We start from the raw sequence: 18,662 nt of genomic DNA on the forward strand, positions 1-18,662 counted from the left end.
TTCACGTGAAGCGACGGCCGGAGAGAGCATCTCCGGCCGTTTTCATTTCATACGATGGTCAGGTTTGCCCGGCGGAACAAGCCGAGTCCTGCTTTCGTTCTTCGGCTGCGCCGGATGCGGAGATCCGGCCCTGCGGGAGATGGAGCCATGGCCCAGTTGTCCTGGAAGCAGAACGAGAACGAAGCCTCGGTTAAGGAAGCCGTCGATCTCGTGCGCGAGCATGGTGAGGAACTTCCTTCGATCGCCAACGAGCAGGCCTTCGGTGCCATGTTCGACCGTTTTGCCGATGCCAAGGTGGTGCTGCTCGGCGAGGCCACACACGGCACGTCGGAGTTCTATCGGGCGCGAGCGGCCATCACGAGGCGTCTGATCGAGCGTCACGGCTTTTCCATCGTGGCCGTCGAGGCCGACTGGCCCGATGCGGCGCGGATCGATGCTTATGTCCGCCATCGCCGGGTTCCCGATGGCGACGATACAGCCTTCGAGCGCTTTCCCACCTGGATGTGGCGCAACGAGGAGGTGGCCGATTTCGTCAACTGGATGCGCGACCACAACAGGGATCCGGCGGAGGACGAGCGAGCCGAATTCCGAGGGCTCGATGTCTACAGTATGAACGCGTCCATCCGGTCCGTTCTCGACTATCTCGACAAGGTCGATCCGGAAGCTGCGAACGATGCAAGGGGGCGCTACGGCTGCCTCAGCCCCTGGCAGTCGGATCCGGCCCGCTATGGCCGCGCCGTCCTCACGGGTCAGAAGAAGCCCTGCGACGAGGTTCTGCTGCGCCAGCTCCAGGACATTCTCGACAAGCGGATGCACTATCTCCAGGCCGACGGCAGCGACGAATTTTTCGACGCGCTTCAGAACGCCAGGATCGTCCATGCGGCCGAGCACTATTACCGGATCATGTATGAGGGCGCGACGGAGTCCTGGAACCTGCGCGACCGGCACATGTTCGAGACGCTCCAAAGCCTGCTGGCCCGGCGCGGCAATGCCAAGGCCGTGGTCTGGGCGCACAATTCCCATGTCGGCAACGCCGCCGCCACGGCCATGGGTTGGCAGGGCGAATTCAACATCGGCGAGCTTTGCCGCAAGACCTATGGCAATGAGGCCGTGCTCATCGGCTTTGGGACGGATCGCGGCACGGTGGCGGCAGCCGATGATTGGGACGAGCCGATGCAGGTGAAGGGCGTGCGCCCAGCACGGTCGGACAGCCATGAGCGGATCTTTCGCGATACGGGCTTAAGCTGCTTTCTCACCGACTGGCGCGAGAACGGTCAGGCCGACCTGAAAGATGTTCTCGCCCGGCCTCGCCTGGAGCGCGCCATCGGCGTGATCTACCGGCCGGAGACAGAGCTCTACAGCCACTATTTCGAGGCCGTCCTTGCCGAGCAGTTCGATGCCTTCGTCTGGTTCGAGGAAACCAGGGCCGTGACCCCGCTGACCCATGCACACGGCAAGGGCATGCCAGAAACCTACCCGTTCGGGCTTTGATGCATACAACCCTCTCCCGCGAAGGGGGGAGGGCAGTGCGAGTTTATGTTCCTCTTTTGTTCTTGACAATTCTCCTAACCTGGGTTATATCGTTGTGCAGATCTGCTCCTGTCGAGGGGCGCGCTCGCGAGGCGTCGCAGTGTGGGAGCAGACACGGTCCTGTGGTGCAGCCTCGCAAGCCGCATCGACAGGAGGCCCAGGCTGTGGGCCGGTGGTCGGAATCGGTTCCAGGCCCCCGTCGAGCAGACGGGCCACGCCTGGAGCGGTCACCGGGCTGGTCTCGCCTGAACGCCTAAACAAGCCGTGCGCGAAGAGGCACTCCGGCTCTTCCTTCTCACCATCCATCATCGAGCCGGGATGCCTGTCGCGCCACCCTCGATCTTAACCTTAGGCTCGCAGCTCACGCTGCGGGCCCCAAGGTGCTGGCTGTCTGGAACTCTGCCGGCGACGAACCCATGGCGACACTCCCCCGCCTTGCCCCGGTCGTTCGCCCCTGCTAACTGACGGCCAACTCCATTCACATCTCGATCAAGCAGGGCTTTTTAAGTGTCCCGTCAATTCATCTACCACATGCGTGGCCTCACCAAGACCTATTCGGGCGGCAAGAAGGTCCTGGACAACATCCATCTCTCCTTCTACCCGGACGCCAAGATAGGCGTGCTCGGCGTCAACGGCGCCGGTAAGTCGACGCTGCTTCGCATCATGGCCGGCACCGATACGGACTGGACCGGGGAGGGCTGGGTGGCCGAAGGCGCTCGCGTCGGCTACCTGCCGCAGGAGCCGCAGCTCGACCCGTCGAAGAACGTGCGCGAGAACGTCATGGAGGGCGTGGCCGCCAAGAAGGCGATCCTCGACCGCTACAACGAGCTCGCCATGAACTATTCCGAGGAGACGGCGGACGAGATGACCCGTCTCCAGGACGAGATCGAGGCCAAGGGCCTGTGGGATCTCGATTCCCAGGTCGACCAGGCCATGGACGCGCTCCGCTGCCCGCCGGACGACTGGTCCGTGGACAAGCTTTCGGGCGGCGAGCGCCGCCGCGTGGCGCTCTGCAAGCTGCTCCTGGAGCAGCCTGAGCTGCTGCTCCTCGACGAGCCCACCAACCACCTGGACGCCGAGACAACCGGCTGGCTGGAAGGCCACCTGCGCAATTATCCGGGTGCGATCCTGATCGTCACCCACGACCGCTACTTCCTCGACAACGTCACCGGCTGGATCCTCGAACTCGACCGAGGCCGGGGCATTCCATACGAGGGCAACTACTCATCCTGGCTCGAGCAGAAGCAGAAGCGCCTCGCGCAGGAAGGCCGTGAGGACGCCGCTCACCAGCGCACCATCGAGCGCGAGCGCGAGTGGGTGTCGGCCTCGCCGAAGGCCCGCCAGGCCAAGTCGAAGGCCCGTATCCAGCGCTATGAGGAACTCGTGGCCAAGGCCAACGAGAAGGGCCCGACGACCGCGCAGATCATCATCCCGATTGCGGAGCGTCTCGGCAACAACGTCATCGAATTCGACAATCTCAAGAAGGCCTTCGGCGATAAGCTTCTCATCGACGGCCTGTCGTTCAAGCTGCCGCCGGGCGGCATCGTCGGCATCATCGGCCCGAACGGCGCCGGTAAGACAACGCTCTTCCGCATGATTACCGGCCAGGAGCAGCCGGACGAGGGTTCGATCAAGATCGGCGAGAGCGTGAAGCTCGGATACGTCGACCAGAGCCGCGACTCGCTCGATGCCAACAAGACCCTCTACGAGGAGATCTCCGGCGGCAACGAGATCCTCTATCTCGGAAAGCGCGAGATCAACGCCCGCGCCTATTGCGGTGCCTTCAACTTCAAGGGCTCCGACCAGCAGAAGAAGGTCGGCGTGCTCTCGGGCGGCGAGCGCAACCGCGTGCATCTCGCCAAGATCCTGAAGTCGGGCTCGAACGTGCTCCTCCTCGACGAGCCGACCAACGACCTCGACGTGGATACCCTGCGGGCGCTCGAAGAGGCGCTGGAGGATTACGCGGGCTGCGCTGTGATCATCTCGCACGATCGCTGGTTCCTCGACCGCATCGCCACCCACATCCTGGCCTTCGAAGGCGACAGCCACGTGGAATGGTTCGAGGGCAACTTCGCCGATTACGAGGAGGACAAGAAGCGCCGCCTCGGCACGGATTCCACGATCCCGCACCGGATCAAGTACAAGAAGTTCTCGCGGTAAAGGTCGTGCGGACATACCTCGTCACAGGCATCGGACGCGGGATCGGGCAGGCGCTCGCCCGCGTTCTTTTGCAACGTGGTGATCGCGTCGTCGGCACCCTTCGCGACCTGAGTCAGAGCCAGCCCGAATGGCGTGAGTTCATTGCTGGCGGACAGCTCAGGCTGCTCGCGCTGGATGTCCGAGACTTCTCCTCGATCCGTAAAGCGGCTGCGAGCTTCGATGAGCCCATCGATGTTTTGGTCAACAATGCAGGCGTCATCGGCCCGCCGCGGCAATCGACGCTCGACATGGATTTCGAAGGGTTTCTTGAAACCCTGGATATCAATACCCTCGGCCCTCTAAGGATTGTTCACGCGTTCCTGCCTCAATTGAGGCGCGCCAAGGCAGCCAAGATCATCACCATCAGCAGCCGCATGGGCTCGCTCTCCCATGCGAAGTCAGACCGCATCGCCTATCGCGCCTCCAAGGCTGCCGTGAACAAGGTGACGCAGGGCCTCGCGACGGATCTGTATGCAGAAGGGATCGTTGCAGTGTCCGTGCATCCCGGATGGGTGCAAACGGATATGGGCGGCTCTAGCGCCGATATTGCCGTTGAAGAGAGCGCGGCGGGGCTGATCCGGCTCATCGATGGTCTGACGATGGACAAGACGGGCAGCTTCTTCGATTGGACGGGGGCTGAGATCCCGTTCTGAAGCAGGCCTTCAGGAGGTTTGGCATGGGAACTTCAAGCCCACGGACATAAGAAGCGCCCCTTCCATCGCAACAGCTCTGTAGGGTCCCTGCAAAGCAAACTCTCTAAAGACGGCTGCAATTTGCTCGGTAGAAATACCCTCCGGCAAGCAAAACGGGGGAGAGATTTTCTTGTTCTTTACAAGTGTTGATGTAGCGCCCAGAAACCCTTCGATATATGCCTTGCAGATGGGCCACTCTGCTGAACTGGTCTCGCACGCATCTAAATACTGAGAAGCCCATCGCCGCTTCTCAGCTTTTGCAGCTGACGAGGCCGCCGGCATGCACAGGCAAAGTAGGGCTGATAAGAGGATGAGGCGGCTTGTCATGGCAGATCACTAAGCTAGTTATTACATAGTATCAATTGAGAGTGCTTCGAATTCAGTCATCTCAGTTGGGTTCCGAGACGAAACAGTGTATGACCCTTGAGGCACGAGACATAAGAAGAGAGTCCACGTGCCAGTCGACAACATTTTCAGCTTCGAATCCGTCGCAACCCCACAAGAAGCCGTCGAGCGGCTGATCGAGCTCCATGACAGCGCCATCGAGGCGCAGCGCCATGCTCTGGAGCATTTCTTCGCCACCGGCACGCCCCCCACGCCCCTTGAGCGTTCCCGCTTCCGCTATCCGGAGCTGCGCCTGGACTACCGGGCATCGTCCGTGCCGCCGATCAAGCAGCGCGCCTACGCCAAGTTCCAGGGGCCGGGCGTCTATGCGACGACGATCACGCAACCGACCTTCTATCGCAACTACCTGCTGGAGCAGCTCAACTACCTCGTGCGCGACTACGGCGCCACTATCGAGGTCGGGTTCAGTGACCAGGAAATTCCGTACCCTTACGTCTTCGAGCGCGGCGACGAACTGGGCCGGGGGGCGCATTCCGCCTCCGAGCTCGCCCAGCACTTTCCGACCCCACTTCTCGCCAAGGTCGGCGACGAGATCGCCGACGGTACCTGGATGTTTCATGAGAATGAAGCGCGGCCGCTGGCGCTCTTCGATGCGGCCAGGGTCGATTATTCCCTGCGCCGTCTGGTGCACTACACCGGCAGCGACTGGCGCTGCGTCCAGCCCTGGATCCTCCTCACCAACTATCACCGCTACGTGGATCAGTTCGTCCGCTGGGCCGTGAAGGAGCTGGCCGACGAGAACGGGCCCTATACAAGGCTCGACCTGCCCGGCGGCGTCATCATCGAGCGGGGCTTGGACGAGGCAACGGTCGAGGATCTGATCGGCTCGTCCCCTTGGCACCGGTTCCAGATGCCGGCTTACCATCTCATGCGCAAGGACGGGCAGGGCGTGACCCTGGTCAATATCGGCGTCGGCCCGTCGAACGCGAAGAACATCACGGATCACTTGGCGGTGTTGCGGCCGCATTGCTGGCTCATGGTCGGCCATTGCGGGGGGCTGCGCCAGTCGCAATCCATCGGCGACTACGTGCTGGCTCACGGCTATCTCCGGCGCGACCACATCCTCGACAGCGCCGTACCGCCGGAAATCCCGATCCCGGCGCTGGCCGAGATCCAGGTGGCCCTGCAGGATGCGGCCGTCCAGGTCACCGGCGAGCGCGGCGAGGAGCTGAAGCGACGCCTGCGCACCGGCACAGTCGTGACCTATGACGACCGCAACTGGGAGCTGCGCTGGAGCCAGGAGCGGCGTCAGATCAACCTCTCCCGCGCCATCGCGGTCGACATGGAGAGCGGCACCATCGCGGCCCAGGGCTATCGTCTGCGCGTGCCCTACGGCACCCTGCTCTGCGTCTCGGACAAGCCGCTCCACGGGGAGATCAAGCTGCCGGGCGCGGCCAATGCCTTCTACGAGCGCGCGGTGAGCGAACACCTCATGATCGGGCTGGCAGCCCTGGACATTCTCCGGGGACAGCGCACCTCGCTCCATTCGCGCAAGCTGCGCAGCTTCGACGAACCCCCCTTCCGGTAAGCCGGCGCTCCGTGTCCCGCCAAACGCTCGGTCTGCTCCTGGGCTTCATCGGCGTGTGCATTTTCGCCGGCACGCTGCCCTTCACGCGTATTGCCGTCGAGGATTTGAGCCCTCTCTTCATCACGGCGGGGCGAGCGGCACTCGCCGGGCTTCTGGCGCTGGCGACCCTGCTCCTGTTGCGCAAGTGCTGGCCATCGCGTCGGCAGGCGGGCACCTTGACGCTCGTGGCCCTTTGTCTGGTTGCGGGCTTTCCCGGCTTCACAGCGCTCGCCATGCAGACCGTGCCGGCCTCCCATGGCGGCGTGGTGCTTGGCATCCTGCCGCTCGCCACCTCGGCCATCAGCACTCTGATCGCAGGTGAGCGCCCGAGCCCGGCCTTCTGGCTGGCGGCCTTGGCCGGCGCCGCTCTCGTCATAGGGTTCACCCTGTACGAGGGAGGAGGCTCATTAGGGCAGGGGGATGTTTTTCTTCTCGGGGCAGCCCTGTCATCAGCGCTGGGCTATGTGCTCTCCGGCAAGCTCGCCCGCGCTGGCCTCGCCGGCTGGGAGGTCATCTCCTGGGTACTGGTCGTTGCTCTGCCGGTCACGATCCCGGCGGCCCTCTGGAGCATGCCGGCGGCGCCGGCAACGGTTCCAGCTTGGAGTTGGGTCAGCTTCGCGTATGTCGCCCTCATGAGCCAGTATCTAGGCTTTTTCGCCTGGAATGCGGGGCTTGCCATCGGGGGCATCGCCCATGTTAGCCAAGTTCAGCTCCTGCAGACCTTCGTCACCTTGCTGATCGCTTCGGTTCTGAACAGGGAGGATATCCCATTGTCCGCTTGGTTCGTAGCCGGGGCAGTATTCGTGCTGGTCGTCCTGTCGGGCCGCGCAAAAGTGCGCCTAGAAAAGTCCTAAGGCCCTGCTTGCTCCCGCTCCAAAAAAGATATAAACATATCTTTATATGTAAAAGCGAGATTTGGCCGTGCCTGACACTCCGTCTCCATCGCTGGATCTGACCTTGGACGTCCTGCGGGCTGCCGCGGAAGAAACGCGCCTGAGGATGCTCGCCCTGTTGACGGAGGGCGAACTGTCCGTCTCCGACTTCACTGATATCCTGGGGCAGTCCCAGCCCCGCATCTCCCGGCACTTGAAGCTTCTGGTCGAGGCCGGACTCGTGGAGCGGCACCGAGAGGGGGCTTGGGCCTTCTTCCGGCTCACCGATCGGGGCGTCGCCCTGCGCATCATCCGCCCAACCCTGGAAAGCCTGGATCACTCCGATCCGCGGCTGCTGGAGGATCGCACCAGGCTTCAGGCCGTACGCGCCCAGCGGTCACAGGCCGCGCAGGCCTTCTTCTCACGTCTGGCTCCCGAATGGGACCGGATCCGCTCCCTGCACGCGCCGGAGGCCGTGGTCGAAGCCGCCGTACTCGACGCCTTGGGCACACGGTCGATCCGCAACCTTGTCGATCTTGGCACCGGCACCGGCCGCATGCTGCAGCTGCTGGCCCCTCGCGCCCAGCGAACGGTTGGTCTGGATGCCAGCCATGCCATGCTCTCGGTGGCACGCGCCAACCTGGAGAAGGCGGGCTTAAGGGGAATCGAGCTGCGCCAGGGCGACATCTATGCCCCTCCGTTCCCGCGCGATACGTTCGACCTCGTCGTCATCCATCAGGTCCTGCACTACCTCGACGATCCGGCCCGGGCGATCCGCGAGGCGGCGCGCCTCGTGGCTCCGGGCGGACGCATCCTGGTGGTGGATTTCGCACCCCACAGCCTCGAGTTTCTGCGCGAGGCCCAGGCCCATCGCCGCCTTGGCTTTGCTCCGGCTCAGGTGGCCGGCTGGCTCGACGAGGCCGGCCTCGACTGCACCCTGAACCGGGAGATCGCTCCGCCCACGAAGGGCGACGAGCATCTGACCGTATCCCTTTGGCTTGGCCAGGATCGCCGCGTGATGACGGATTGGCCCTTGAACGAACCCGACAGAGAGGTCGCCTGATGTCACCGCTCACTCTTCGTCCCAGCCGGCAGGCCTTTCGTCCCATCAAGGTGTCGTTCGAATTCTTCCCGCCGAAGACGTCGGAGATGGAAGCGACCCTGTGGTCGTCGATCCAGCGTCTTGCTCCGCTCAATCCGCAGTTCGTCTCCGTTACGTACGGTGCAGGCGGGTCGACCCGTGAGCGCACGCACGCCACGGTGTCCCGCCTCGTCCAGGAAACGCATCTGAAGCCTGCCGCGCATCTCACCTGTGTTGCGGCCACGAAGGCCGAGGTTGACGATGTCGTGCGGTCCTATTGGGATGCAGGCGTGCGCCACATCGTGGCTCTGCGCGGCGATCCGGTCAGCGGCATCGGCACAGCGTACGAGCCTCATCCGGGTGGCTATCGGCAGACCTGCGATCTGGTCGCTGGCATCAAGGCCATTGGGGATTTCGAAGTATCCGTCTCAGCCTATCCGGAGAAACATCCCGAAGCATCCTCGCTGGATGCGGATATCGACGCGCTGCAGGCCAAGGTCGATTGCGGCGCGGATCGGGCGATCACGCAGTTCTTCTTCGACAACGATCACTACTTCCGCTTTCTCGACCGCGTGCGTGCCCGCGGCATCAGCATCCCGATCGTGCCAGGCATCGTGCCCGTGCAGAACTTCAAACAGACTTCGAATTTCGCATCCAAGACAGGCGCGAGCGTTCCGGACTGGTTGGCAGCCCGCTTCGAGGGTCTAGAGCACGATGTGGAGACCCGAAAGCTCGTGGCCGCAGCTGTGGCCGCCGAGCAGGTGATCGACCTCGTGGATGGCGGCGTCAACGAGTTCCATTTCTACACCATGAACCGTGCCGATCTGGTCTATGCCATCTGTCATCTGCTTGGATTGCGCGATCAGGGCATGAAGGCTGCAGCCTAAACTTCACTCCACGCCCGGCTCGCTGCCGGGCATTTGCATGTGCCCAATGGCATCAGCATCGGCGGCCGAACCCAAGTCTGCTGCGATGAAGAGAGAACAAATCGAATGACTGCGTTCAATCCTTGCCCTGCCAGTGGTTCCGATGTGCTCAAGGCGCTTCGTGAGGTCGCCTCCAAGCGCATCCTCGTGCTCGATGGCGCCATGGGCACGGAGCTGCAGAACTCGCGCTTCTCGGAAGAGGACTTTCGTGGGCAGCGGTTCAAGGACTGGAAGCAGGACGTCAAAGGCAACAACGATCTGCTCATCCTCACGCAGCCTGACGCAGTCCGCAATGTACATCTCGACTATTTCCGCGCAGGCGCTGACATCGTCGAGACGAACACCTTCTCCGGCACCTCCATCGCCCAGGCCGATTACGGCATGGAGGAGATCGTCTACGAGTTGAACTTCGACGGTGCGCGCCTTGCCCGTGAGGCTGCGCTGATGGCCGAAAAGGAGGATGGCCGCCGTCGTTTCGTCGCTGGAGCCATCGGCCCGACGAACCGCACGCTCTCCATCTCGCCCGACGTGAACAACCCCGGCTACCGCGCGGTGACATTCGATGAGGTGCGCGAGGCTTACGCCGAACAGGTGAGGGGACTCGTCGACGGCGGTTCCGAGATCATCCTGATCGAGACCATCTTCGACACGCTCAACGCCAAGGCCGCCATCGTGGCCACGCAGCAGGTTTTTGCCGAGAAGGGCGTGAAGCTGCCCGTGATGATCTCGGGCACGATCACGGATCTCTCCGGTCGCACGCTTTCGGGCCAGACGCCTGAGGCCTTCTGGTATTCCGTGCGCCATGCGGAGCCTTTCTCCATCGGCCTCAACTGTGCCCTCGGCGCCCGCGAGATGCGGGCGCATATTCAGGAGATCGGCCGGGTCGCCGACACCCTCGTCTGCGCCTACCCGAATGCCGGTCTGCCGAACGAGTTCGGGCTCTACGATGAACGCCCCGAGGCGACGGCTTCCATGCTGGCCGAGTTTGCCGATTCGGGTCTCGTGAACGTGGTTGGAGGCTGCTGCGGCACCACGCCGGCGCATATCCGCGCTATCGCTGAGGCTGTCGCCGGCAAAGCACCGCGCAAGGTCCCGGTGATGCAGCCGCTCATGCGCCTATCGGGTCTTGAGCCGTTCACGCTCACCTCCGAGATTCCGTTCGTGAATGTGGGCGAGCGCACGAACGTCACGGGCTCCGCCAAGTTCCGCAAGCTCATCACCAACAACGATTATGCGGCTGCGCTCGACGTGGCGCGCGATCAGGTGGCGAACGGGGCGCAGATCATCGACGTCAACATGGACGAGGGCCTGCTCGATTCCGAGAAGGCCATGGTGGAGTTCCTCAATCTCGTTGCGGCCGAGCCTGACATCGCCCGCGTGCCGGTGATGGTGGATTCCTCCAAGTTCCACGTGATCGAAGCCGGCCTCAAGTGTATCCAGGGCAAGGCCATCGTGAACTCGATCTCCATGAAGGAGGGCGAAGCGGCCTTTATCGAGCAGGCTAAGATCTGCCGCGCTTATGGTGCGGCTGTCGTGGTCATGGCCTTCGATGAGGTCGGTCAGGCGGATACGCTTGAGCGCAAGGTCGAGATCTGCACCCGCGCCTACAAGATTCTCACCGAACAGGTTGGCTTCCCGCCGGAGGATATCATCTTCGATCCCAACGTGTTCGCGGTCGCAACGGGCATCGAGGAGCATAACGGCTACGGCGTCGACTTCCTGGAAGCGACGCGCATCATCCGCGAGACGCTGCCGCATGCCCATATCTCGGGCGGCGTGTCGAACCTGTCGTTCTCCTTCCGCGGCAACGAGCCCGTGCGCGAGGCCATGCATTCGGTGTTCCTGTTCCACGCCATCAAGCTCGGCATGGACATGGGCATCGTCAATGCAGGCCAGCTTGCGGTCTATGACGAGATCGACCCCGAGCTGCGCGAGCTGTGCGAGGACGTGGTGCTCAACCGCCGGCCCGACGCTACTGAGCGCCTACTGGAAGCCGCTCCTCGCTTCAAGGGTGATGGCAGTGGTGCAGTCAAGGCGGCCGATCTTGAGTGGCGTTCGTGGCCCGTCGCGAAGCGCATCGAGCATGCTCTCGTCAACGGCATCACCGAGTTCATCGAGCAGGATACCGAAGAGGCACGTCAGACGGTTGAGCGTCCGCTGCATGTGATCGAAGGCCCGCTTATGGCCGGCATGAACGTGGTGGGCGATCTCTTCGGCGCCGGAAAGATGTTCCTGCCGCAGGTGGTGAAATCCGCCCGCGTCATGAAGCAGGCAGTGGCTTATCTCATGCCGTTCATGGAAGCCGAGAAGGCAGCCAACGGCTCGACCGAACGCTCGGCTGCCGGCAAGGTGCTGATGGCCACCGTGAAGGGCGATGTGCACGATATCGGCAAGAACATCGTCGGCGTCGTGCTCGCCTGCAACAACTACGAGGTCATCGACCTTGGCGTCATGGTGCCGGCCCAGAAGATCCTGGAGACCGCGCGCCGGGAGAATGTGGACGTGATCGGCCTCTCGGGTCTCATCACGCCGTCGCTTGACGAGATGGTGAACGTGGCGAGTGAGATGGAGCGCGAGGGCTTCGAGATTCCCCTGCTCATCGGCGGCGCCACCACCAGCCGCGTGCACACAGCGGTGAAGATCCATCCGAACTACAACAAGGGCCAGGCTGTCTATGTGACGGATGCAAGCCGTGCCGTCGGTGTCGTGTCCTCGCTGCTCTCGTCAGACATGAAGGACGGCTATGTTGAGACGCTCCGGGCCGAGTACCGGAAGGTGGCGGATGCGCATGCGCGCTCCGAGGCCGACAAGCAGCGCCTCTCCATCGAGAAAGCACGCGCCAACAGGCTGACACTCGATTGGACGTCTTACCAGCCGCCGAAGCCTACCTTCACCGGCGCGCGGGTGTTCCGCAGCTACGATGTGGGCGAGCTTGTGCCCTATATCGACTGGACGCCGTTCTTCCAGACCTGGGAACTCAAGGGACGCTTCCCGGCGATTCTGGAAGACGAGAAGCAGGGCGAGGCGGCGCGTCAGCTCTGGGACGATGCGCAAGGGATGCTCAAGCAGCTTGTCGAGGAGCGCTGGTTCAACCCAAAGGCGATCATCGGCTTCTGGCCTGCCAATGCAGTCGGCGATGACATTCGCCTCTTCACCGGCGATAGCCGCAAGGATGGTCTTGCGACATTCCATGGCCTGCGTCAGCAGCTCTCCAAGCGCGATGGCAAGCCGAATGTGTGTTTGTCCGATTTCGTGGCGCCCGCCGAGAGCGGCAAGCCCGACTGGATCGGCGCCTTCGTGGTGACGTCCGGCATCGAGGAGGTGCGCATCGCCGAGAGATTCGAGCGCGCCAACGACGATTACCGCTCGATCATGGTGAAGGCTCTGGCCGATCGCATCGCGGAGGCTTTCGCCGAGCGCATGCACGAGCGTGTGCGCAAGGAGTTCTGGGGTTATGCGCCGAACGAGAGCCTCGGCAATGACGGGCTGATCGGCGAGGAGTACCAGGGCATCCGCCCGGCCCCGGGCTATCCGGCTCAGCCCGATCACACCGAGAAGGCGACGCTGTTCAGCCTGCTCGAAGCCGAGCGGCGCATCGGCGTCAAGCTCACGGAATCCTATGCCATGTGGCCGGGCTCATCGGTGTCGGGCCTCTACCTGTCGCATCCGCAGTCCTATTACTTCGGCGTCGCCAAGGTGGAGCGGGATCAGGTGGAGGATTATGCCGAGCGCAAGGGCATGAGCGTGACGGAGGTGGAGCGCTGGCTCGGCCCCATTCTGAACTACGATCCTGCGAGCTACCGGGTGATGGCGGCGGAGTAATTCTTGGGTGTCCTCCCGGATCGGCCTGCGCCGTCCGGGATGACGGGATCTGAACTCTACTCCCGCCTTAACGCCTCGATCGGGTCGAGCTTCGCCGCACGCTGCGCCGGATAGAAACCGAAGAAGATGCCGACCAATGCCGAGAAACCCACGGCCATGAAGATGGCGTTCGTCGACACGAGCGACGGCCAGCCGGCAAGTTGCGCCACGAGATAGGCGACGCCCATGCCAAGGCCGATCCCGAGCGCGCCGCCGATGGTGGAGAGCGTCGTCGCCTCGATGAGGAACTGCCTGAGGATATCGCGCGGGCGCGCACCAACCGCAAGACGCAGGCCGATCTCGCGGGTGCGCTCGGTCACTGAGACCAGCATGATGTTCATGATGCCGATACCGCCTACCAGCAGTGAGACGGCCGCGACGGCGGCGAGCAGCATGGACAGGGTGTTGGCGGAGGCGGTCGCGGTATTGGCGATCTCGGTCAGGTTGCGGATCGAGAAATCGTCTTCCTGCTCTCCGATGATCCGATGGCGTTGGCGCAGAAGTTCCGTCATGCTCTCGATGCCGGGCTCGATGTCGCTCTCATTGGCGAACTTCACGAAGATCGAGCCGACGGAACGGTCCTTGGCGTAGTTGCGGCCGATCACACGGCGTCGGCCCGCATCGAGCGGCACGAAGACCACGTCGTCCTGGTCCTGCCCGAATGCTGACTGGCCTTTTGACGCCATCACGCCGATGACCCGGAAGGGCACGTTGCGCACGCGCACGATCTGGTCGATGGGATCGTCCTCGCCAAAGAGATTGCGCGCCACCGTCTGCCCTAGAAGGATGACGATGTCGCCGCGGCGCACCTCTTCAGGATCGAAGGTGCGGCCGGTCGCAACATCCCATTCGCGGGCGGAAAACCAATCGAGGTCGATGCCGTAAATCCGCGTGCCCCAGTTGCTGCCGCCTGCCACCACCTGCGCGCCGCCCTGCACGAAGGGTGCTGCCGCCACCACGCCGTCGATCTCACGCCGGATCGCCTGCGCATCCTCGTCGGTCAGCGATGAGGCCGCGCCTGCACCAAGGCGTGCGCCGCCCTGTGTCACGTTGCCGGGCGTGACGATGGCGAGGTTGGCGCCGAGCGATCGGATTTGGCTGTCGACGAGATTGCGCGCGCCCGAGCCGATCGCCACCATGGCGATGACCGCTGCCACCCCGATCACGATGCCGAGCATGGTGAGCAGGCTGCGCAGGGCGTTGGCCATAATGGCCGAGAGGGCTGAGCGGATCGCTTCGATCAATCTCATTCGGCCGCCTCCGATGCGAGATCGCGGGCATCGACGGGTGTCTGGCGGCGATCTTCGGTCACGCGGCCGTCGCGGAAGCGGACGAGACGTTGCGCGTGGCGGCCGACCTCCGCATCGTGCGTCACGAGCACGATGGTCACGCCTTCGCGGTTGAGCTCTTGGAACAGCGCCATGATCTCATTGGCCGTGCGACTGTCGAGGGCGCCGGTCGGCTCGTCGGCGAGCAGCAGGCTTGGGCTGTTGACGAGGGCGCGGGCAATCGCCACGCGCTGCTGCTGTCCGCCTGAGATCTGCATAGGGCGGTGGTGAGCGCGTTCAGCAAGACCGACGCGGCCGAGCGCCTGCAGGGCGTGCTCCCGGCGCGTCCTGCGGTCGAAGCCCGCATAGATCATGGGCAGTTCCACATTGGCCAGGGCGTCGACGCGCGGCAGCAGGTTGAACTGTTGGAACACGAAGCCGATCTCGCGGTTGCGCAGGCGCGCCAGACCGTCCGCATCAAGGCTCTCGACGGCGGTGCCGGCGAGCCGGTACTGGCCATCAGTCGGCCGGTCAAGGCAGCCGATCAGGTTCATGAAGGTCGACTTGCCCGAACCCGAAGGTCCCATGACAGCCACGAAATCACCCTGATCGATGTCGAGGGAGACGCCGTCGAGCGCCACGACGCGTCCGGCATCGAGACTATAAACCCGGCTGAGATCGCGCGCTTCGATGAGAGCCACGGGGCGCGTTCCTAGAACATCCGCGGCGGACGCGGGCGGCGGTTGGCGGGGGCGCCATTCGCCTCATCCGCCGCGTCACCACGCGGCGCACCGATGATGATCGCAGCCCCTTCCTGCAGGTCGTCGCGCAGGATCTCCGTATAGGCCCCATCCGTCACCCCAAGCCGCACGGGCAGGGGCTGAGGATTGCCGTCAGGTCCGACGCGATAGATGCGCGCTCTGGTGCCTTCGTCCTGCATGGAAACGGCCCGTTCGCCACGGGGCCGCCGCGGTCCTTGGCCATCCCTTGCAGTGCCCCGTCCTTCGCCGTTGCCAGCCTGCTCATCCGGCAGACGAGGCCGTCGTCTTGGTGACTGGCCGTCCCGTGCGCCGTCTCCTGCTTCGGTCGCCGCCATCGTGACGGCGGGCCGGAAGCGCAAGGCCGCATTCGGAATGCGCAGCACGTCCTCGCGCTCGTCGGTGATGATCTGGAGGTTCGCCGTCATGCCGGGCAGTAGCGCCTGGTCCTGATTGCGCACGCTGATGACGGCCGTGTAGGTGACCACATTCTGCACCGTCTGCGCGGCAAGACGCACCATGCGAACCCTGCCGTCGAAGGTGCGGTTCGGATAGGCGTTGACCGTGAAGGACACTTTCTGCCCTTCCTTGAGACGGCCCACATCTGCCTCGTCGATATTGGCATAGATGTCGATCTCGCGCAGATCCTGCGCGATGGTGAAGAGAGTTGGGGCGGAGAGCGAGGCGGCGACCGTCTGGCCGAGCTCGATGTCGCGTTTGACTACCACGCCCTCGACCGGCGACTTGATCTCCGTGCGGGCAAGATCGATCTCGATATCTCGCAGTTTTGCCTGCCGCTGCAGGATGATCGCCTCGGCAGATTTCACATTCGCTTCCGACAATGCGAGATCGGCTTTCAGCCCAAGCGTCTCCGCTTGGTTTGATGCGATCTGCGCATCGGCCGAGGCGAGGTTCGCCGTTTGAATGTCCACCTGCGTGCGGGCCTGCTCGAGGGCGGTCTGCGTTCCCACCGCGCGGGTGTTGAGTTCCGTCTGCCGCTCGAGACCGCGTCGGGCTTCCTCCAGCTGAGCCTGAGTCCGGTCGCGCTGCGCCCGAAGGTCGGCAGCCTGCGCTTCGGCGCGCCCGAGCCCGGAGCGGGCCTTGTCGATCTGGGCGCGCTTGGTGTCGAGGTCGGCTTTTGCCTGGGCGAGATCCGCCAGCGCCGCATCCCGGCGCGACTTGATCTGCTCCGCATAGAGGCGGGCCACCACCTGGCCTTCTTTCACGGGCGTGTTGTAATCGGCCAGGATCTCGACAACTTGGCCGGAAAGCTGCGAGCCGACAAGCACCGTCGTGACCGGGTTGAGCGTTCCTGTGGCACGCACGCTCGCGACGATCGGCCCGCGATCGACCGCGCCGAGGCGATAAGCCTGGGCCGAGGCATTGCCGCCTGTTGGTTGCCACACAACGAAGCCGGCGCCTCCTGCCACCAGAAGAATGACGATCAGCCACAACCAGACGCGACGCACCCAACAACCCTCAGCAAGACATGATCATTCATGCAGGGTGATTGTGGCCGATTTCCTATAGCGTTGCGAGTTAACTCTTTGTCATGTGGCGGCTTGCGGCCGGGCTGCGATCAGGTTGCGCAGGGTCATGATCGTGGAGGCATCCGCCACGCCATCCACGCGCTCGGGCCGGAAATGGCGCTGGAAGGCGGCGACGACCTTTTCCGTATCCTCATCGAAGACGCCATTGATCTTGAGACCATAGCCGTACATCACGAGCATGGCCTGCAGCGCCTCGATGGGCATACCCTGATCGCCACGGGAGAAGAAGCGGCCGTCGCCGGTCGCAGCCGGCGCGACCCAGTGGCCGACGCCCGCCTCGTGCAAGGCTTTCCAGGGAAAGAGCTCGCCCGGATCGACCTTGCGGCCGGGCGCGACATCCGAATGGGCAAGCACCCGGGTGGCCGGAATGCGCCAGCGGGTAACGATGTCTTTCGCCAGAGACGCGACGCTCTCGATCTGGTCTCCGGGGAAGGGCGGCAGGCCGCCGGGATGACCGGGATTGGCGATTTCGATGCCGATAGAGCAGGAGTTGATATCGGTGTCTCCGTCCCAGGTGGAGAGACCCGCATGCCAGGCCCGGCGCGATTCCGGCACCAGCTGCAGCACGTGCCCATCGCCGAACACGAAGTAATGGGCGGAGACCTGGGAGACCGGATTGCACAGCCATTGCAGCGCTTCGCCCTCGTCGGGCATGCCCGTGTAGTGAAGGATGAGCATGCTGGGGCGCTGACCGTTCTTGCGCTCTCCGTGATTGGGAGACGGAAACACCTTGGCGGCGACGGGGCTCTCCGGTGTCAGCGCGCTCATGCGGTCACCTGATGTTCCGCTCGGCGGCGATGCGTTCCCAAGCGGCGTTGATGGTGGCAACCCGCTCGGTGGCGATCTTCACGGCTTCCGGCGGCAGACCGCGGGCGATCTCCCGGTCGGGGTGATTGTCGGCGACGAGCTTGCGATAGTGACGCTTCAGATCCTCGTCGCTCATGCCGCGGTCGGCGTTGAGGATGAGATAGGGATCGTCCTTGCGCTTCACATGGCGCGCGGCGATACGCTCGAAATCCTTGTCTGAGAAGGCGAAGATCGTCGCTACCTCCTTGAGGTAGGCGTATTCGGCCTCGTGAACGGCCTCATCCGCTTTGGCGATGTGGAATAGGCCGTCGAGCACGTCCTCGAGAAGGCTGGGCTCCTCGCTGAACTCCTCGTGGATCTGGCGGGCATAAGCCTCGAACCCGTCCGAGGTCTGCATGGCGAGGTTAAACAGACGCTCCACCCGGTCATGCTCGCTGTCCGGCACCTCGACGATCTGCTCGAAGGCCCGGACCTCGACGTCGACCACGACGCCGTCGGCCTTCGCCATCTTGGCGGCGAGCGCCACAAGGCCCATGGTGAACATGACGTCACGCGGCGGCTTTCCGAACAAAGCGCCTTCGCGATCAACGAGAACATGGCCGGCGACGCCACCCAGGAGGGCACCTATCGGCCCACCCAACGCGAGGCCGATGCCGGCGCCTCCGAGCTTACCCCAAATCGACTGAATCATCTTGAATTAAGTCGTACGCTCAAGTGCAGGCAAAAGAAAAGGGGCCGAGAACGCCTCGGCCCCGAAATTCGCTTTCAGGCGCGATTAGCGGCAGTACACGTTGCCGTAGACGTCCTGGTAGGTGCCATAGGGGCAGGCCGGGCCGCGCGGAGCCGTCGAGGCACCCACGATCGCACCACCAGCGCCACCGATGGCTGCACCGGCGAGAGCGCCGCCTGCCGAGCCTGTCGCTGCACCGCCGATAGCCGCACCGGCGAGACCGCCGATGGCTGCGCCGCCGACGGCACGCTCACCAGGAGTATTGCAGGCGGCCATCGAGAGGGTGAGAGCACCGGCGGCAATGGCTGTCATGATCTTCTTCATGGAGGCTTCCCTGTTGTTGAGCGGGCCGTTGGCCCGGCGGTAGTTAGCTTGACCTTACGCTGTCGCCAACTCCTGTGCGAAGAAAGAGTTCC

15 protein-coding genes are annotated in these 18,662 nt (G+C 63.7%); 8 read left to right on the top strand and 7 right to left on the bottom strand.

From position 1 onward, the window contains the following. Positions 1–147 precede the first annotated feature (147 nt). The 3 genes from I2H36_RS00690 (at position 148) to I2H36_RS00700 (ending at position 4,382) form a co-directional block, all read left to right on the top strand. The gene (locus I2H36_RS00690; RefSeq protein WP_196261971.1) at positions 148–1,491 is read left to right on the top strand and encodes an erythromycin esterase family protein; all 1,344 of its coding nucleotides are present in this window, start codon (positions 148–150) and stop codon (positions 1,489–1,491) included. Between the two features lie 546 nt (positions 1,492–2,037). Next, on the top strand, positions 2,038–3,690 hold the full coding sequence (gene ettA, locus I2H36_RS00695) for an energy-dependent translational throttle protein EttA (RefSeq protein WP_196261972.1): 1,653 nt from the start codon (positions 2,038–2,040) through the stop codon (positions 3,688–3,690). A 5-nt stretch (positions 3,691–3,695) separates the two neighbouring features. Continuing rightward, positions 3,696–4,382 carry an SDR family NAD(P)-dependent oxidoreductase gene (locus I2H36_RS00700; RefSeq protein ID WP_196261973.1) on the top strand — a complete coding sequence of 229 codons (687 nt, stop codon included), beginning with the start codon at positions 3,696–3,698 and terminating at the stop codon, positions 4,380–4,382. A gap of 9 nt (positions 4,383–4,391) precedes the next feature. On the opposite strand, the gene I2H36_RS20465 is transcribed toward I2H36_RS00700, so the two are convergent. After that, on the bottom strand, positions 4,392–4,748 hold the full coding sequence (locus I2H36_RS20465) for a Rap1a/Tai family immunity protein (protein ID WP_425523261.1): 357 nt from the start codon (positions 4,746–4,748) through the stop codon (positions 4,392–4,394). Positions 4,749–4,875: 127 nt separating this feature from the next. On the opposite strand from I2H36_RS20465, the gene I2H36_RS00705 reads away from it, so the two are divergent. The 5 genes from I2H36_RS00705 to metH all read left to right on the top strand — a co-directional run bounded on the left by I2H36_RS00705 (position 4,876) and on the right by metH (position 13,094). Then, complete coding sequence (locus I2H36_RS00705; protein WP_196261974.1) at positions 4,876–6,354, top strand: AMP nucleosidase; 1,479 nt, start codon at positions 4,876–4,878, stop codon at positions 6,352–6,354. 11 nt (positions 6,355–6,365) lie between these two features. After that, positions 6,366–7,247, top strand: coding sequence for an EamA family transporter (locus I2H36_RS00710; protein WP_196261975.1), 882 nt, complete (start codon positions 6,366–6,368; stop codon positions 7,245–7,247). Positions 7,248–7,314: 67 nt separating this feature from the next. Then, positions 7,315–8,328 carry a metalloregulator ArsR/SmtB family transcription factor gene (locus tag I2H36_RS00715; RefSeq protein ID WP_196261976.1) on the top strand — a complete coding sequence of 338 codons (1,014 nt, stop codon included), beginning with the start codon at positions 7,315–7,317 and terminating at the stop codon, positions 8,326–8,328. Next, positions 8,328–9,233, top strand: coding sequence for a methylenetetrahydrofolate reductase [NAD(P)H] (gene metF, locus I2H36_RS00720; protein ID WP_196261977.1), 906 nt, complete (start codon positions 8,328–8,330; stop codon positions 9,231–9,233). Before I2H36_RS00715 ends, metF begins: the two co-directional genes overlap by 1 nt. Before the next feature lie 105 nt (positions 9,234–9,338). Beyond that, a complete protein-coding gene (gene metH, locus I2H36_RS00725; protein WP_196261978.1) occupies positions 9,339–13,094 on the top strand; it encodes a methionine synthase in 3,756 nt (1,251 codons plus the stop codon). 56 nt (positions 13,095–13,150) lie between these two features. Here the strand turns inward: metH and I2H36_RS00730 are convergent, their stop codons facing one another. The 6 genes from I2H36_RS00730 to I2H36_RS00755 all read right to left on the bottom strand — a co-directional run bounded on the left by I2H36_RS00730 (position 13,151) and on the right by I2H36_RS00755 (position 18,570). Next, positions 13,151–14,383, bottom strand: a complete 1,233-nt coding sequence (locus I2H36_RS00730) for an ABC transporter permease (protein ID WP_196261979.1) — start codon at positions 14,381–14,383, stop codon at positions 13,151–13,153. Further along, on the bottom strand, positions 14,380–15,102 hold the full coding sequence (locus tag I2H36_RS00735) for an ABC transporter ATP-binding protein (RefSeq protein WP_343234374.1): 723 nt from the start codon (positions 15,100–15,102) through the stop codon (positions 14,380–14,382). The genes I2H36_RS00730 and I2H36_RS00735 overlap by 4 nt, the downstream gene beginning before the upstream one ends. A gap of 11 nt (positions 15,103–15,113) precedes the next feature. After that, entirely contained in the window at positions 15,114–16,628 is a 1,515-nt protein-coding gene (locus tag I2H36_RS20400; protein WP_196261980.1) for an efflux RND transporter periplasmic adaptor subunit, read from the bottom strand. Between the two features lie 81 nt (positions 16,629–16,709). Further along, the gene (locus I2H36_RS00745; protein ID WP_196261981.1) at positions 16,710–17,477 is read right to left on the bottom strand and encodes an N-acetylmuramoyl-L-alanine amidase; all 768 of its coding nucleotides are present in this window, start codon (positions 17,475–17,477) and stop codon (positions 16,710–16,712) included. Between the two features lie 4 nt (positions 17,478–17,481). Then, complete coding sequence (locus I2H36_RS00750) at positions 17,482–18,207, bottom strand: TerB family tellurite resistance protein (RefSeq protein WP_196261982.1); 726 nt, start codon at positions 18,205–18,207, stop codon at positions 17,482–17,484. Positions 18,208–18,291: 84 nt separating this feature from the next. Next, on the bottom strand, positions 18,292–18,570 hold the full coding sequence (locus I2H36_RS00755) for a hypothetical protein (protein ID WP_190844219.1): 279 nt from the start codon (positions 18,568–18,570) through the stop codon (positions 18,292–18,294). Positions 18,571–18,662 lie beyond the last annotated feature (92 nt).

Source organism: Microvirga terrestris (genome assembly GCF_015694425.1).
Lineage (GTDB): Bacteria > Pseudomonadota > Alphaproteobacteria > Rhizobiales > Beijerinckiaceae > Microvirga > Microvirga terrestris.

What these genes read in the sequence shown, in the direction of transcription:
- metF (WP_196261977.1), top strand. Translation starts at nt 8,328, where the DNA reads ATGTCACCGCTCACTCTTCGTCCCAGCCGGCAGGCCTTTCGTCCCATC.
- I2H36_RS00750 (WP_196261982.1), bottom strand. Translation starts at nt 18,207, where the DNA reads ATGATTCAGTCGATTTGGGGTAAGCTCGGAGGCGCCGGCATCGGCCTC.
- I2H36_RS20465 (WP_425523261.1), bottom strand. Translation starts at nt 4,748, where the DNA reads ATGACAAGCCGCCTCATCCTCTTATCAGCCCTACTTTGCCTGTGCATG.
- I2H36_RS00745 (WP_196261981.1), bottom strand. Translation starts at nt 17,477, where the DNA reads ATGAGCGCGCTGACACCGGAGAGCCCCGTCGCCGCCAAGGTGTTTCCG.
- I2H36_RS00730 (WP_196261979.1), bottom strand. Translation starts at nt 14,383, where the DNA reads ATGAGATTGATCGAAGCGATCCGCTCAGCCCTCTCGGCCATTATGGCC.
- metH (WP_196261978.1), top strand. Translation starts at nt 9,339, where the DNA reads ATGACTGCGTTCAATCCTTGCCCTGCCAGTGGTTCCGATGTGCTCAAG.
- I2H36_RS00690 (WP_196261971.1), top strand. Translation starts at nt 148, where the DNA reads ATGGCCCAGTTGTCCTGGAAGCAGAACGAGAACGAAGCCTCGGTTAAG.
- I2H36_RS00755 (WP_190844219.1), bottom strand. Translation starts at nt 18,570, where the DNA reads ATGAAGAAGATCATGACAGCCATTGCCGCCGGTGCTCTCACCCTCTCG.